At 40.0% G+C, this 15794-nt stretch carries 12 protein-coding genes and 1 other RNA gene; 6 read left to right on the plus strand and 7 right to left on the minus strand.

Translation table 11 applies throughout. From position 1 onward, the window contains the following. The first annotated feature begins 104 nt into the window (after positions 1-104). Together glnK and amtB are read left to right on the plus strand one after the other, a co-directional pair. Positions 105-443, plus strand: a complete 339-nt coding sequence (gene glnK, locus Xind_RS09810; protein ID WP_187649957.1) for a P-II family nitrogen regulator — start codon at positions 105-107, stop codon at positions 441-443. 15 nt (positions 444-458) lie between these two features. Beyond that, complete coding sequence (gene amtB, locus Xind_RS09815; RefSeq protein ID WP_047685663.1) at positions 459-1739, plus strand: ammonium transporter AmtB; 1281 nt, start codon at positions 459-461, stop codon at positions 1737-1739. 122 nt (positions 1740-1861) lie between these two features. Here amtB and tesB read toward each other — a convergent pair whose 3' ends face one another. After that, a complete protein-coding gene (tesB, locus tag Xind_RS09820) occupies positions 1862-2731 on the minus strand; it encodes an acyl-CoA thioesterase II (RefSeq protein ID WP_047685661.1) in 870 nt (289 codons plus the stop codon). A 1070-nt stretch (positions 2732-3801) separates the two neighbouring features. On the opposite strand from tesB, the gene ffs reads away from it, so the two are divergent. Further along, an RNA gene (gene ffs / locus Xind_RS09825) (signal recognition particle sRNA small type) lies at positions 3802-3898 on the plus strand. A 131-nt stretch (positions 3899-4029) separates the two neighbouring features. On the opposite strand, the gene Xind_RS09830 is transcribed toward ffs, so the two are convergent. From Xind_RS09830 to Xind_RS09845, 4 genes are all read right to left on the minus strand, one after another. Next, positions 4030-4233 (minus strand): HHA domain-containing protein, encoded by a 204-nt coding sequence (locus Xind_RS09830; RefSeq protein WP_010845060.1) that lies wholly within the window; start codon positions 4231-4233, stop codon positions 4030-4032. A gap of 46 nt (positions 4234-4279) precedes the next feature. Further along, the gene (tomB, locus tag Xind_RS09835; protein WP_047685657.1) at positions 4280-4648 is read right to left on the minus strand and encodes an Hha toxicity modulator TomB; all 369 of its coding nucleotides are present in this window, start codon (positions 4646-4648) and stop codon (positions 4280-4282) included. Positions 4649-5423: 775 nt separating this feature from the next. After that, on the minus strand, positions 5424-8573 hold the full coding sequence (locus Xind_RS09840) for an efflux RND transporter permease subunit (RefSeq protein ID WP_047685655.1): 3150 nt from the start codon (positions 8571-8573) through the stop codon (positions 5424-5426). A gap of 14 nt (positions 8574-8587) precedes the next feature. Further along, positions 8588-9787 carry an efflux RND transporter periplasmic adaptor subunit gene (locus Xind_RS09845; protein ID WP_047685653.1) on the minus strand — a complete coding sequence of 400 codons (1200 nt, stop codon included), beginning with the start codon at positions 9785-9787 and terminating at the stop codon, positions 8588-8590. 151 nt (positions 9788-9938) lie between these two features. On the opposite strand from Xind_RS09845, the gene acrR reads away from it, so the two are divergent. Next, positions 9939-10589 carry a multidrug efflux transporter transcriptional repressor AcrR gene (acrR, locus tag Xind_RS09850; protein ID WP_047685651.1) on the plus strand — a complete coding sequence of 217 codons (651 nt, stop codon included), beginning with the start codon at positions 9939-9941 and terminating at the stop codon, positions 10587-10589. A gap of 232 nt (positions 10590-10821) precedes the next feature. After that, positions 10822-14241, plus strand: a complete 3420-nt coding sequence (gene mscK / locus Xind_RS09855; RefSeq protein ID WP_246432504.1) for a mechanosensitive channel MscK — start codon at positions 10822-10824, stop codon at positions 14239-14241. 51 nt (positions 14242-14292) lie between these two features. Here the strand turns inward: mscK and rsmS are convergent, their stop codons facing one another. Together rsmS and priC are read right to left on the minus strand one after the other, a co-directional pair. Beyond that, entirely contained in the window at positions 14293-14463 is a 171-nt protein-coding gene (gene rsmS / locus Xind_RS09860; RefSeq protein ID WP_187649984.1) for a pleiotropic regulatory protein RsmS, read from the minus strand. 17 nt (positions 14464-14480) lie between these two features. Beyond that, a complete protein-coding gene (gene priC, locus Xind_RS09865) occupies positions 14481-15023 on the minus strand; it encodes a primosomal replication protein PriC (RefSeq protein ID WP_047679988.1) in 543 nt (180 codons plus the stop codon). Positions 15024-15231: 208 nt separating this feature from the next. Here priC and apt point away from each other — a divergent pair, with 208 nt between their 5' ends. Continuing rightward, the gene (apt, locus tag Xind_RS09870) at positions 15232-15783 is read left to right on the plus strand and encodes an adenine phosphoribosyltransferase (RefSeq protein WP_187649959.1); all 552 of its coding nucleotides are present in this window, start codon (positions 15232-15234) and stop codon (positions 15781-15783) included. Positions 15784-15794 lie beyond the last annotated feature (11 nt).

Below are 15794 nucleotides of genomic sequence, written 5' to 3' on the forward strand. Positions count from 1 at the left end.
TTGATTAAAAACATTTTTAAATTCTTGGCACTCCCTTTGCAAATATCTTTGTAATGCGTTTCTACAAATATCATTTTACAAATACAGATAAAGACGGGGGGAGTATGAAATTGATCACTACCATCATTAAGCCTTTTAAATTAGAAGAAGTACGGGAAGCTCTTTCTGATATTGGTATACAAGGCATGACTGTTACAGAAGTAAAGGGATTTGGGCGTCAAAAAGGTCATTCAGAGCTTTACCGAGGAGCTGAATACAGTGTCAATTTCTTGCCCAAAGTAAAAATTGATATTGCTACTTATGATGAACGAGTGGAAGAAATCATTCATGTTATAAAACAAACTGCTTTCACTGGGAAAATGGGCGATGGCAAGATTTTTGTCTTTGAATTACAGCATGCTGTCAGGATCAGGACAGATGAAACGAATGATGCAGCACTGTGAATGGGGAGGTGAAAAATGAGAAAACAATGGTTTGCTGTTATCAGCATCATAGCAGGTGTACCTTCTTGCGCTTTTGCTGCGGGAAACTCGGTTGATAAAGCTGATACGGTATTCATGCTGATAAATACGATTCTTGTGATTTTTATGACGATACCCGGTATTGCTTTATTTTATGGCGGGTTGTTGCGTCGTAAGAATGTTTTGTCATTGATGTCACAAGTAATTGTAAGTTTTTCACTTGTTTGTGTGCTTTGGGTTATTTATGGATATAGCTTGGCTTTTGAGACGGGAAACCCTTTCTTTGGGGGATTAAAGCAAGTCATGTTGAAAAACATATCCATTACTGATTTAAGTGGCAGTTTTTATCAATTGATTTATGTCGTTTTTCAGGGCGCTTTTGGTTGTATCACTGTAGCTTTGGTTGTTGGGGCTTTGTGTGAAAGAGTCCGTTTTTCTGCCTTATTGATTTTCATTGTCTTGTGGTTTACTGCTTCCTATATTCCTATGGCTCATATGGTATGGGGCGGTGGTTGGCTGGCTCAGGACGGTGCATTGGATTTTGCAGGTGGAACTGTTGTACATATTAATGCTGCGGTTGCAGGTTTAGTTGGTGCTTACTTACTGGGTAAGCGTTCAGGATTTGGTAAGGAAGCTTTTAAACCACATAACTTACCCATGACGTTTATTGGCACAGCAGTTCTTTACATTGGCTGGTTTGGTTTCAATGTTGGCTCTGCGGGAGCCGTGAATGCTATTGCTGCTTTGGCACTAGTGAACACAATGGTAGCAACATCGGGGGCAGTACTGTCATGGATTTCTTCTGAATGGTTATTACGCGATAAGCCTTCTCTTTTAGGTGCATGTTCTGGTTGTATTGCCGGACTGGTTGCTATCACTCCTGCTGCCGCAACAGTTGGCATTGGAGGAGCTCTGGTAATTGGTGTGATTGCCGGGATCACTGGTTTGTGGGGAGTAGTGGTATTAAAACGTTGGTTGCGTGTTGATGATGTTTGTGATGTCTTCGGCGTTCATGGCGTATGCGGTATTGTTGGTTGTTTATTAACAAGTATTTTTACTGCTTCTGCTTTGGGGGGAACCGGATTTGTGGAAGGAATGACTATGCTAAGGCAATTTGGCATACAGGTTATCAGTATATTGGTGTGTGTTGTTTGGTCAGCCGTAACTGCTTATTTCTCATTCAAAATTGCTGACCTTGCGGTTGGGTTGCGTATTAGCGTTGAATCAGAAAGAGAGGGGTTGGATATTACTTCACACGGAGAAAGTGCCTACAACTGATCAATTTGTTTAAATATTCACCTTTCCATTTTTTGTTTTGTTGACGATGTTAGCCTGTTCTCAAAACATCCCAGGGCATAGTTTATCTATGCTCTGGAGTTTCTATATTGAGTATATTTTCTTCATTGGGTATGTTTTCGCTTACGGATCACACCCTCCTGAGCAGCAGAGGCAATAAGTAGACCTTCACGGTTATAAATATGACCACGAACAAAGCCACGACCTCCTGATGCTGAGGGGCTCTCAATTGCATAAAGTAGCCAGTCATCCATCCTAAATGGGCGGTGATACCACATAGAGTGATCAATAGTGGCAACTTGAATACCTTTCTCCATAAAATGAACACCATGAGGTTGTAATGATGTAGGTAAAAAATTTAAATCTGAGGCGTAGCCTAGCAGACAATAGTGAATAAAGAGTTCTTCCGGCAGTTTGCCATTGCTACGAAACCAGACATAATGAATGGGCTCTTCTGATGAATTATTAATAGAACTATGGAAATTAATAGGTCTTATTTCTAACGGGGGAGAAGCTGAAAACACACTTTTCAGTTTGTCAGGAAGTTGATGAGAGATATTTTTAATTATTTCTTGTTGAGGTGCTAACATTTCAGGAGGAGGAACCTTTGGCATCGAACCCTGGTGTTCAAAACCTTCTTCATGAGCCTGAAAAGAAGCTGTCATATAAAAAATAGGGTGGCCATTTTGTATAGCACTGATTCGGCGGGCACTGAAACTGGCTCCATCACGTAATATTTCAACATCGTAAATAATTGGTTTATGACTATCACCTGGTCGGAGAAAATAGCTGTGGAAGGAGTTCAGTATGCGCTCATCTGCAACAGTCTGCTTTGCTGCATATAGAGATTGACCGATAACTTGCCCACCAAAAACTTGAGGAAATCCCAAATCTTCACTTTGTCCCCGATAAATTCCTTCTTCGATCTTTTCCAGATGCATCAGGTTGATTAAATTTTGCAATGCCTGACTCATAATGTGCCCTTATTTTTGTAATATTAGGTAACTCTTTATATACCCGTCGTATTTCAAGCTTGCATCTTTGTTGGCTTCACTCGCTCCCCCCAGTCACAGAACTTATCTATGCTCCAGCCTCTCACCGAAGGCTAGCCTTTGGCTGAACAAATTCGTTCTCTTGCCCGTCGTGATGCATTTTGAAATCCATAGGGTATAAAACAATAATATATTAATTTCTGATAGTGTGTTTTATTTTATGAGGAAAATAAAAAATCCATTTAATCTGTAAATTTTTTCTTTATGTTTTCATCAGGAAATGAAAGAGAGTGTTATTAATTTTATCAATTCCTATTAAAGGATACGATAAGTATTAAGGTTTATTCTTATGTATTGATTTTTATGGCTATTTTTGTTTTTTTATCAGAATTTTGAGGGTAAGTGACATGATGATTGACATGAGTATATTTTGAGAGATTTCATAAATTTCATTACATCATTTTAAATTGATATCTTGGCTACCGAATGTGTTTATTGATTATCATGTTTGTTAGTTGTTCCAGTCATTTTTATTGATTAGATATTTAGGTTAATAGCTGTTTAGATGTGATTAAACACAAATTTTTAAGCGCAATTCTTTAAACAACCATCTTTCAAACATGATGTTGATTAAATATATTTAAATAGAAAAGTATTAATGATCTATCTTATTAAACTATTTTATTTGTTATTTTTGTTAGGAATACGATTGTAACTCTTATGTATTAGTGCTTAAAGGATAGCATCTCTATTCTGGTTCTGATATTGAGTTTGTAATTAACTTGATGGTAATGATACTTAATCAAATGAATAGGTCTTGGTTTCATGAGGCTTGAGTTGTTTTGTTATTATATTTGAACAAATTGTCAGTGATGATATGAATCCATCTATAAGCTGTAGGCTGTTTTGTGTGTTAAAACAACTTTTTTGAAGATTTACCTATCATTGTGGGTAATAAATGGACATTTAAATTGGAGTGGCTTGCTATTTGAGATTGTATGAAAGATAATAGCCGCCGCTTTGGAGTTTGAAGCTAACGTCAATGGGGGCTCTATTGGTTCTCCCGCAATGCTAACTTGTTAACTTGGTCAGGTCTGGAAAGAAGCAGCCATAGCAGGGGATGTGTGTGCTGGGATGTCGCTGGTAGAGCCCTCACCCATTTTCAAGATGCGGTTTTTAGCCTACCATTTTTAACCCACAGTTAGTTTACATATCACCCAATATATGGGGAGCCGATAATAATTACCGGCTTTCACTACTTCCTATCTGATCACAGCAGCTTAGCGGACAAATTTCCAAACAGATGACGGGATTTTATCATAGAGTTTATTCATGGTTAGTTCAGCCAAGCGGTGATCAGCGGCGGAATAGAACAATTCTAGTTCATCGTCCGAAAGCTCATATTTATTTTTCTCAATTACACGTTCCAGTGTTTCAATAGAAGTGCATTTTCTCAAACGCATCAGATAGTCAGTTTTAGTCATAATCGCCTTATCTTATTTGGTATAAAAATAGTTAGGAATATATTTATCAGATTTTGCTTAAAGAAGCGTTTAAATCATGTAACAGAATGTTAGTTAAGTGTTTATTTGTTTTTTGCCACTTTGTCAGTTCAACAAAGCTTATCTTATCATTTCCAAACAAATTATATGTTTCATCCAGATATTTATCAATTAAGGTACTGAGGTTGTAGTTGTCAGTATATTTAATTTTAAAACTCCAAACAAACTCTGTAATGTGTTCGATAAATTCGTTTAGTCTTAAGCTTTTTTCAGAAGTCAGATCGTTTATCCAATGATTATCAGTGCGATTCAACACTGAAAATGCTTCGTGAATTAAATTTTCACATAAGTACTTTAATTCAGCAATATCATGTCTTTTTGGTGAATATTCATCCATAATCACCTCCCGTAAACAATGCACGGCTTATTTTGAGCTAAGGCTTATACATATCAATTATTATAGTCGTTCTTTTAGAATTAAGCCTATCAAAACATGATTATTATTTATTAATAATAAGTCTCTATATTTCTTTCGTTCACCAATCCGTTTTTTTAAAGGTGAGCAATTTACACTTAGTTAAGGCTAAAAGCTAGTATGCTACTAAAAATATGGATGTAAACACATATGACATCAAATATATTGGATTATACTAATATAGTAGATGTTATAGCAAGTAGGTACAAAAATCATTATATACCCTTCATCTTTCAAATTGCTACTTTTTTGCTGATTATAGCGTTGGCTGCGTTCACTCACATATGTTATCCAGGCACAGTTATCTAGGTATAGTTATCTATGGCTTCTGGAGGTTTGTGAGTTGTTTGTTATCACGCTGCAACTTGAATTCGACTTGGGTATGAGTAATTGTATTGGAACTTTCAAAATCGATATAACATCATTATTACATATATCATCATCAAGGGGGAACACTTTTTACCATTAAAGGTGTAATCAGAAGAAACAGATGTCAAGTTACCAACTTATCTCCCATTTATTATAAAAAACGTAAAGATATCACATTTTAAAAGTAGAGCATTTTTCATAAGTATTTATTTTAACTGTGGTAAAAGTGGTTTTTCCAAGTTGGATACAAGAGAGGATGTTTTGTTGTTGGTGTCATTGGGTTGATATAAAAGGCCACGAGTGTGGCCTTTTAAGTTAATTACTGGATTTATTGAGGAGATGAAATGTGTTTTATATCCTCATTTTTTTGGCTAAAACGGCGTCTAATTACAACAAAGAATACAGGGACGAAATAGATTGCCAGCGATGTTGCAGCAATCATACCTCCCAGTACGCCAGTTCCTACGGCATTTTGAGCACCAGAGCCAGCACCATTGCTCAAAACCAAAGGCATGACACCTAGCATAAAGGCCAAAGAAGTCATCAGAATCGGACGTAAACGCATCCTCGCAGCCTCCAGAGTTGCTTCTATTAGTCCTTTACCTTCCTTCTCCAGCAAGTCCTTAGCGAATTCAACGATAAGGATGGCATTTTTTGCAGACAAACCGATTGTGGTTAGCAACCCTACTTTAAAGTAGATATCGTTGTCCAGACCCCGAATTAAAGTTGCCAGCAATGCACCAATAATTCCTAGTGGTACAACTAACATTACAGAGAATGGTATGGACCAGCTTTCATACAGCGCTGCCAGACAAAGGAACACGACAATCAATGATAGAGCATATAGTGCCGGAGCCTGGTTACCTGATAGACGTTCCTGATAAGACATTCCCGTCCAGTCATAGCCAACACCCGATGGCAACTGTGAAGCAAGTTTTTCCATCAGAGCCATTGCATCACCGGTACTTTTCCCGCGGGCAGCTTCACCGACAATTTCCATTGATGGTAATCCGTTGTAGCGTTCCAGACGTGGAGGACCATAAATCCATGGTTCTTTAGAAGTATCTATGAATGCAGAGAATGGCACCATTTCACCGAAATAGTTACGGACATACAGCTTACCAATATCTTTTGGCAACATACGGAAAGCTGAATAGGCCTGAACATAGACCTTTTTAACCCGACCCCGGTCGATGAAATCGTTGATATAAGCACCACCAAACATCGTACTTAATGTTGTGTTGATATCATTGACGGAAACACCCAGTGCTTCTGCTTTCTCCTGATCAATATAGAAGCGGTACTGAGGAGTATCCTCCTGCCCATTAGGACGAACACTCGTGAGCATATCTGGATGTTGAGCAACCATGCCCAGTAATTGGTTACGTGCATTTATCAACGCTTCATGTCCGAGGTTTCCTCTATCAATGAGCTGGAAGTCAAAACCGCTGGAGGAACCTAATTCTACAATCGCCGGAATGTTAAATGCGAATACCATCCCTTCCTTGATTTGTGAAAAACGGATGTTAGCCCGGTCTAGAATTGCCGGGACTTTGTCTTTTGCTGCCTTACGCTCATCCCAATCTTTTAAGCTGACAAAGGCCAGCCCCATATTTTGTCCCATACCAGCAAAACCAAAGCCGTTTAAGGTAAATACAGATTGAACAACGTCTTTTTCATCGGTATAGAAGTAATCATTGACTTCATCCAATACTTTTTGTGTCTGCTCCTGAGTTGATCCAGAAGGTAGCTGAACCATTGCCAGCAGTACCCCCTGATCTTCTTGTGGAAGGAAAGAAGAGGGGATACGCATGAATATCAGAGCCATACCTGCGATCAGTCCAACATAAATCAGCAGATAACGCCCTGTACCACGTAGCATACGCCCTACACTATCGGTATAGTGATGTGTGCTTTTTTCGAACAAGCGGTTAAACCAGCCAAAGAAACCGGTTTGAATGCCATGACTGCCTTTAGTAACGGGTTTAAGCATGGTTGCACAGAGTGCGGGTGTCAGGATCAAGGCAACAAAGACAGACAATATCATTGCTGAGACGATTGTCACCGAGAATTGACGATAAATTGCACCGGTCGATCCACCAAAGAACGCCATTGGAACAAATACCGCAGAAAGTACCAGTGCGATACCGACCAAAGCACTTTGGATCTGCCCCATTGATTTTTTTGTCGCTTCTTTTGGTGAGAGCCCTTCTTCTTGCATGACGCGCTCAACATTTTCCACCACGACGATTGCATCATCTACGAGTAGTCCAATGGCAAGTACCATAGCAAACATGGTTAACGTATTGATGGAGTAACCAAATGCGGCCAGTACTGAAAATGTACCTAGTAATACGATCGGAACTGCAATAGTTGGGATCAGTGTTGCCCGGAAGTTTTGCAGGAACAGATACATGACAACAAAGACCAGCAGGATAGCTTCTGCCAGTGTTTTCACCACTTCGAAAATAGAAATCTTAACGAAGGGGGTTGTGTCATACGGATATACAACGGTCAAACCATGCGGGAAGAATGGTTGCAGCTCAGCCAGTACTTTTTTGACCGCTTTAGACGTATCTAAGGCGTTGGCACCGGTTGCTAATTTGATACCGAGCCCTGACGCCGCTTTACCATTGAATCGGGCGATGAAGCCATAGTTTTGAGCACCAAGCTCAACAGTGGCAACATCACTTAGACTGATTTTTGAACCATCCGGATTTACACGTATCAGGATATTGCTGAATTGTTCGGGAGAACTTAGACGTGTCTGGGCAATGATGGAAACATTCAGGCGTTGCCCAGGAACAGGAGGTGTTCCCCCTAGCTGACCGGCTGCAACTTGGTTGTTCTGATCTCTGATGGCCTTCATGACATCTTGTACAGTCATTTTATAATTGACCAACTTGTCAGGATCGAGCCAGATACGCATGGCATACTGAGTACCAAGCAGCATGGCTTCACCCACACCAGTAACGCGGCTGAGGGAGTCTTTGACACTGGCTCCGATATAGTCGGAGATGTCATCCTGAGTCATAGAATCATCTTCAGAAATGAAGCCCGCGACCATTAAAAATGAACTGGTTGTTTTATCAACGCTAACGCCTTGCTGTTGAACTTCCTGAGGTAACAATGGCATTGCCAGTTGCAGTTTATTTTGTACCTGCACTTGTGCAATATCAGGATCTGTGTTCGCTTCAAAGGTGAGTGTGATACTCACTTGGCCAGCAGAATCACTATTAGAAGACATGTACACTAAGTTATCGATACCATTCATATTTTGCTCAATAACTTGAGTGACTGTGTTCTGTACTGTTGTTGCGTCAGCTCCAGGATAATTTGCTGAGATAGAAATCGATGGCGGTGCAATAGAAGGATATTGCTCCACAGGTAATTTCATTATTGCCAACAGACCAGAAAGCATAGTGATAATCGCAATTACCCATGCAAAGATTGGTCGTTCTATAAAAAACTTAGGCATGAATCCCCAACTCCTTATTGAGATTTTTTGGCTGATTCAGTTTTAGTTGTTGTAGGCTTGGCATCCAAATCAACTTCCGTTGGCTGAACTGTTATTCCCGGCGCGATTTTCTGCAACCCTGTGACGATGACTCTATCACCTGCTTTTAAGCCTGCGGTAACCAGCCATTTGTTGCCAACGGCTTGAGTGGCATTGATAGAACGCAACTCCACTTTGTTATCTTTATCAACGACTAGTGTCGTTGCCTGACCACGAGGTGTTCTGGTCACTCCTTGTTGCGGAACTAAGATCGCATTTTTGCGTACACCTTCTTCCAGTTTGGTACGGACAAACATACCAGGAAGTAGTTCTTCATTCGGGTTCGGGAAAACAGCACGCATTGTTATGGAACCCGTTGTTTCATCCACAGTAATGTCTGAAAACTCAAGGTGACCAGTCTGGCTATATATTTTCCCTGCATCAGTGATTAAGTGAATTTTGGGCTTACCGTTTTCTCTCTGAACTGTGCCTTTTGCGATCTCATTCTTAAGCCGCAGATAGTCATCGCTGGATTGCGTGATATCAACATAGATAGGATCAAGTTGTTGGACTGTTGTCAAAGCATTTGCCTGTCCGCCAGAAACCAGAGCTCCTTCAGAGACGGTAGATTTACCTGCACGTCCTGAGATGGGAGAAGTGACTTTAGTATAAGCTAAGCTTATGCGGGCACTTTCCAATGCCGCTTTCAAAGATTGAACATCTGCCGCAGCCTGAGCATATTCGGAATTTGCTTTATCAAATTCCTGCTTACTGACATATTGCGTACCCAATAATGACTTATAGCGTTCAACAGTTAAACGAGCGACGCTTTCGTTTGCTTCTGCTCTGGCCAGATTTGCTTTGGCCTTACTGTAATCTGCTTGATAGGTTGCTGAATCAATTTGATATAAAGAATCTCCGGCATGAACATCACTGCCTTCTTTGTAGTTACGTTTCAGAATGATGCCACCGACTTGAGGGCGTACTTCAGCAACACGATAAGCTGAAGTTCTGCCCGGTAATTCTGTGATCACTGTCAGAGGTTCAGCTTTCAGCGTTACGATACCGACTTCAGGAACCTGCTCGCCAGCAGCCCCTTGCTGAAAATCTTGACTGTCATTACATCCTGAGAGAATGAAGCTGCCTGAAAGTACCAATAATATGGCCAGAGGCACAACCCCTCTGATTTTTCGCATAAGTAAACCTCAATTTTTCAATGTAAACTCTCGAATTGATGAGTGCTAACGAGTGAAATTATTACTTCATTGATGAGCGATGCTATAGTACAAACATACATGAATGTATGTAAATTAGCCTCGGTTAAAAAACAAAGTCTATGGCATAAAAATGGCACGAAAAACTAAACAGCAAGCTAAAGAAACTCGTCAACAAATTATAGAAGCTGCGATAAAGGTTTTTTCTGAGCGTGGCGTTTCTGCTACGTCATTATCAGATATCGCAATTGCAGCCGGTGTAACACGTGGCGCAATTTATTGGCATTTTAAAAACAAAACTGATTTACTTTTTGCTGCTTGTAAAATGCCCGAAAGCACAATAGATGCTTTTGAAAAAGAGTATCAAGCAAAATATCCCAATAATCCACTCCTTGTATTGAGATCTCTGTTGATTTTTCTGTTAAAAATGATGACGGGTAATTGCCAGAATCGTTTGTTAATGGAAATTTTTTTCCATAAATGTGAGTTTGTTGGAGAAATGTCTTTATTGGCTGAACAGATTCGGGAGGTATGTATTTCCGATTATCAAAAAATAGAAGACGTGTTGGCTGCTTGTATTCAATCGGGAGAGTTGCCTCATGATATCGATCCAAAACGTTCAGCTATTATGCTAAGAGCATTAATGACTGGGTTATTGGAGAATTGGTTATTTGCGCCGGACAGTTTTAATATTCAGGAGCAATCTGTATATCTGGTGGATAGTTTCATTGATACACTAAAATATAGCCATCACATGCGCCATATTGAAGAAAACAAATTTTGAATAACATGAGATAAATATGAATGGAATCAATTTTTATTATGGTCAGTAATTATATGCTCTCAAGAGCAGGTTCTTGACACTGAGCTGAAAAATAAACATAGCAGTGTTACCCGCACTTCAGTGCTATCATTCCATTATCTGCAAACGATGAGTAAATGAATTCATGGTTCCATTTAACCACTATTTGAGTGCAGTACTCAATAAGGGGGTCTTGTGCAATAAAAGACCTGGGATGCTGTATTTTCGCTTTTTAGGGCTGGTGAGCTTATTTATTCTGCTGTCATGCTTTTTTCATCCAGCTATGGCTGCATTCAGCAGTGATGTTCCAACGCGGGATGATATCCAGAATCAACTTAAAGTGTTAACCGAGCGTAAGGAGCATACAGTTGAGGAGAAAGCCTCAATAGTCGACTTAGAAAAAACGCTCTCTTTCTTTGATAAAATAGATCAAGTTAAGCTGGATTCTGAGCAACTTAAAAAAAATTTACAGGAATTACCACAGAAATCACAACAGCTCACCACTGAATTAGCAAGCCTGAAGAATAATTCCCAACAGAATGAGAATGAATATAAGCAAAATCTGGCTACTTTGTCTCTGAAACAGCTTGAAGCTAAACTGAACAATACACTGAACAATCTGCAAAAAGCACAGGACAATCTCGCCAGTTATAATAGTCAACTGATTGGGTTACAAACGCAGCCAGAAAGAGCACAAAATTTGCTGTACCATAATGTACAACGGTTGCAGCAAATTCGTAATCAGCTTAATAACGCAATCACGGAACAGTCTGAGGTTCGTCATACCGAAATCGAATTATTATTGGTAGAGCAATCTTTCTTGATGCAACAAAAGGACTACCAAAAAGAGTCCTTGCAAGTCAATACCCAGTTACAAACGCTTTTACAGCTTCAACGTGATTACACTTCTTTCCAAATTGAACAATTGGAGCGGTATGTCCAGTTAATTCAGGATATTGTTAATGGAAGACACCTAATTGTTTCGGAAGAAACTGCCAAAGAGGTGCAGAATTCAGATGATACTAATCCCCATATTCAGTCCAATCCGCTGGTCAGGGAAGAAATCGAGATAAATCGAGATCTCAGTGAACGTTTGGTAGCGGCAACACGGGATAATAACCAACTAGTGCAGAAAAAAATTCAGGTAAAGAATTTTCTGGATAGAGCTATCCAATCTGAGCGTGGTTTGAAAGAGCAAGTTAAAGTGTTACGTGGAAGCTTATTGTTATCACGCATTTTGTTTCAGGAACAGCTCAAAGTACCCCGAAATGTCCTGACAAAGGACTTACCAACGAAAATTGCCGACTTGCGGTTAGAACAGTTTGAGATTGCTCAGCAACGTGATCAGCTTTACTTGGTTAATGACTATATCAATCAACTATTGAACCAACATGTTAGTGAGATACAAAATGAGCCTCAAGAGATGGTTGGGGAAATTCGTAATGCGATAGAGCAATTGCTTGAGATCCGCCGGGATTTATTGAACCAACTGAATAACTTGCTTGGTCAGCAGATTACACACGCTATTAATTTGCAGATGGATCAACAGGAGTTATTGGATGTGAGTCAATCGCTGGAACAGACGCTTGTCCAGCAGATTTTCTGGGTTAATAGCAATAAGCCTATGAACTGGGCATGGTTGAAATCACTGCCAGCATTAGCTCATGAGGAGCTGACGCATTTTAATATTCATTTTACGATCAGCGGGCTTATCACCGGGTTGCAGAATTCCATTCACTTTGTTATTCCCCTTTTACTTGTAGGGCTGTTTTTACGCTGGCAGACAAAAAGTATTAATGTGCAACTAAAGAAAATTTCTGCTGAGGTAGGGCAACTACGCAGGGATAGTCAATTACATACTCCACTGGCCTTGATTCTGACGCTGATAAAGACATTGCCTCTGGCTTTTATTATTCTGGCAATAGGTTACTGGTACTCGAAGTCAGGTGATGAGTTAGGAGAGTTGGTTTGGGGATTTTCCCGTCAATTGGCGTTATTCTGGATTGTCTATAGATGCAGTTATCAAATTCTGGATAAAGGGGGGCTGGGAGAACAGCATTTCTCACTGAATAAAGAATTGTGTTCACTATTTCGCAAAAACCTCGCGAGATTGTCACTCGCTTTATTGCCGCTTCTGTTTTGGGTAACCCTGGGCGTTAAACATCCACTTCGGTTATCTGATGATGTTATTGGTCAATGTACGGTACTGATTTGTCTGTTCTTTGTTTTCATTTTTATTTTTCCATTCTGCCGTCAAGTATGGCGTGAAAAAAGTTCGCATATGATCCAAACCATCGTGGTAACAACATTGACTTTTGCCCCGTTGGTTCTCATTGTGCTAACGGTATCCGGCTACTTCTATACGACATTACGTTTATCTGAACGCTGGCTTTACAGTGGTTATCTGCTACTTCTCTGGCATATTTGCTATCAGTCCTGTCTGCGTGGATTAAGCCTTGCAGCACGTAGTATTGCGTATCGCCGGGCGGTTGCCCGCCGTCAGGCTCAGGCAAAAGAAGGTGCAGAGGGTGAAGTGGTGGAAGAACCACCAATGGCATTGGATCTCATTAATCAGCAATCATTACGTTTAACCACGATGGTGCTGTTTCTGATCTTTTTTATGGCATTTTACTGGACTTGGTCTGACTTGGTGACGGTATTCTCTTACCTTGATGGAATTAATCTGTGGCAATACAGTACGGCAACAGAGCTAGGAAATGTCCTGCAACACGTCACCTTGAAAGATTTGGCTCTTTCCATAGCTATGCTGGTTATTTCATGGGTTATGATGAGAAACTTGCCGGGTTTGTTGGAAGTATTGGTACTATCCCGTTTACAGTTACAACAGGGTTCTTCTTATGCCATTAAGACAACGTTGACTTATTTTATCATCGGTGTTGGGGGGATTAGTGCACTGGCAACACTGGGTGTTTCATGGAATAAATTACAGTGGCTGGCAGCAGCACTTTCGGTGGGGTTGGGATTTGGATTACAGGAAATCTTTGCCAATTTCGTTTCAGGTTTGATTATCTTGTTTGAACGTCCTGTTCGTATCGGCGATACCGTTACTATAGGAACATATTCTGGTTCAGTCAGTAAAATCCGTATTCGTGCAACAACAATTACTGATTTTGATCGTAAAGAGGTCATTATTCCTAATCGGGCATTTGTTACAGAGCGCCTGATTAACTGGACACTTTCTGACACAATCACCCGTATTATCATTAAGGTGGGTGTTGCATATGGTTCTGATCTCGATAAGGTGAAAGAAGTGATGTTACAGGCGGCGAAAAGTAACCCCCGCGTCATGAACGAACCAGAACCTCAGGTTTATTTCATGAGTTTCGGGGCTAGCACACTGGATCATGAATTAAGGTTATATGTGCGGGAATTAGGTGATCGCAGTCGCACGGTTGATGAAGTTAACCGCAGTATAGATAAATTGTGCCGGGAAAATGATATCAATATTGCGTTCAATCAGTTGGAAGTCTATTTGCATAATGGACAGGGAAATAGCCTGCAAGAAGTTCAAAAGACGATGGTTCAAAATTCTGTGGCTCAGCCCTTCATGAGCAGTGGTCAACGTTATTCAGATGAACATCCAGCCTCTGACGACAAGCCTCTCTTACCTTAAGGAATGATTTTAAAAAAATGACTTTAAAAAAATATGCCTGATGATTGTTTATCAGGCATTTTTCTCAGATTGTTGAGACTCTTGTTTTAGTTTCCCTTGAAAGTCATGTTTAACGATTTCTAATGCAGCTAATGCGATTTCAGGGGAAATTTCATTGCATTCGAGTAGATAAATAAGATCTACTGCAAGTTTAACTTCAGCGGGTGCATTTTCGAAAACCATCACGATTATTCCTCTAATTAATCTGAATGTTCCTGCTTTTCTATCGCTTTTTCTATACGCATCAATGCCTGACGGCAACGAGCAAGCCTTCCTGCCAGAGCGGCGATTTCTTTTTGCAGTTTATATTTATTTGCTAATACAACTTGTTGATTTAGTTGTAACTCACGATCATCAATCATTGCCATTAAACGGCGTTCATAATCTTGATGTTCGGCTAAACGTTGGTAAAGATCTCGCTCTTGTGACTGTCGATCAAACTGATCTTCTTGCCTGCGCAGTGATTGGGTGGATAATTCTCTTTTTAGAGCTTCAATTTGTATTACTAAACGTTCAGAAAGAAACTTGACCTGTACAGTGCGATTGTTTCTGACACAATGTCTTAACTGAACCATATTCTGGTTAATTTCCTGCATATATCCACTGAGTTTATTGCTGTGGTGATGAAATAAAGCCTGATCAAAACGAGCAATTGAAAATGGGGTATCTGGCAGGGAAGTTAACTCGGTTGCCAGCATACTGATTTGTTTTTCAAGCACATCTAATAAATTTTGTATACCCATCAGTATCCCGTTATAGTCAATAATCTTCTTGTTAAATTCTATGCCATCCGATCATCAAAGTTATGTTTAACAACGATGCCGAACGTCATAGAGGTTAAGTTTGATACATATCAACAAATATAATCAGCAACGTGCTTTGTTGTTGCTTTTTTCCGGTAGTTTTCATAGATTTTAGCGCTTTCATTTTTTTAACTGGCTGGCATTAATTATGACCGCTAACGCACAAAAACTGCAATTTATTAAAGATAGTATTGAAACAATACCTGATTATCCCAAAGCAGGCATACTTTTCCGTGATATTACTACGCTATTGGATAATCCTGCTGCATACCAGGCGACGATTGATTTATTGGTCGCTCATTTTGAGGGAAAAGGTATCACCAAAATTGTCGGTACTGAAGCGCGTGGTTTTTTGTTTGGAGCACCTGTAGCACTGCGTTTGGGAGTGGGGTTTGTTCCTGTCCGTAAAAAAGGAAAATTACCCAGAGAAATATTAAGTGAAACTTATGATCTGGAATATGGCACTGATACATTAGAAATTCATAAAGACAGTATCAACGCCGAAGATAAAGTTCTCGTTATTGATGACCTGCTTGCAACTGGTGGTACAATCGAAGCAACAGTTCGCTTAATCCGCCGTCTTGGTGGCGAGGTTTCTGAAGCAGCTTTTATCATTGGCTTACCTGATTTGGGTGGTGCAGAGCGTTTGAAAAATCAGGGTGTTGACAGCTACATTCTCGTCGAGTTTCCTGGACACTGATTGTTCTGATT

This window comes from Xenorhabdus indica, assembly GCF_014467235.1.
GTDB lineage: Bacteria > Pseudomonadota > Gammaproteobacteria > Enterobacterales > Enterobacteriaceae > Xenorhabdus > Xenorhabdus indica.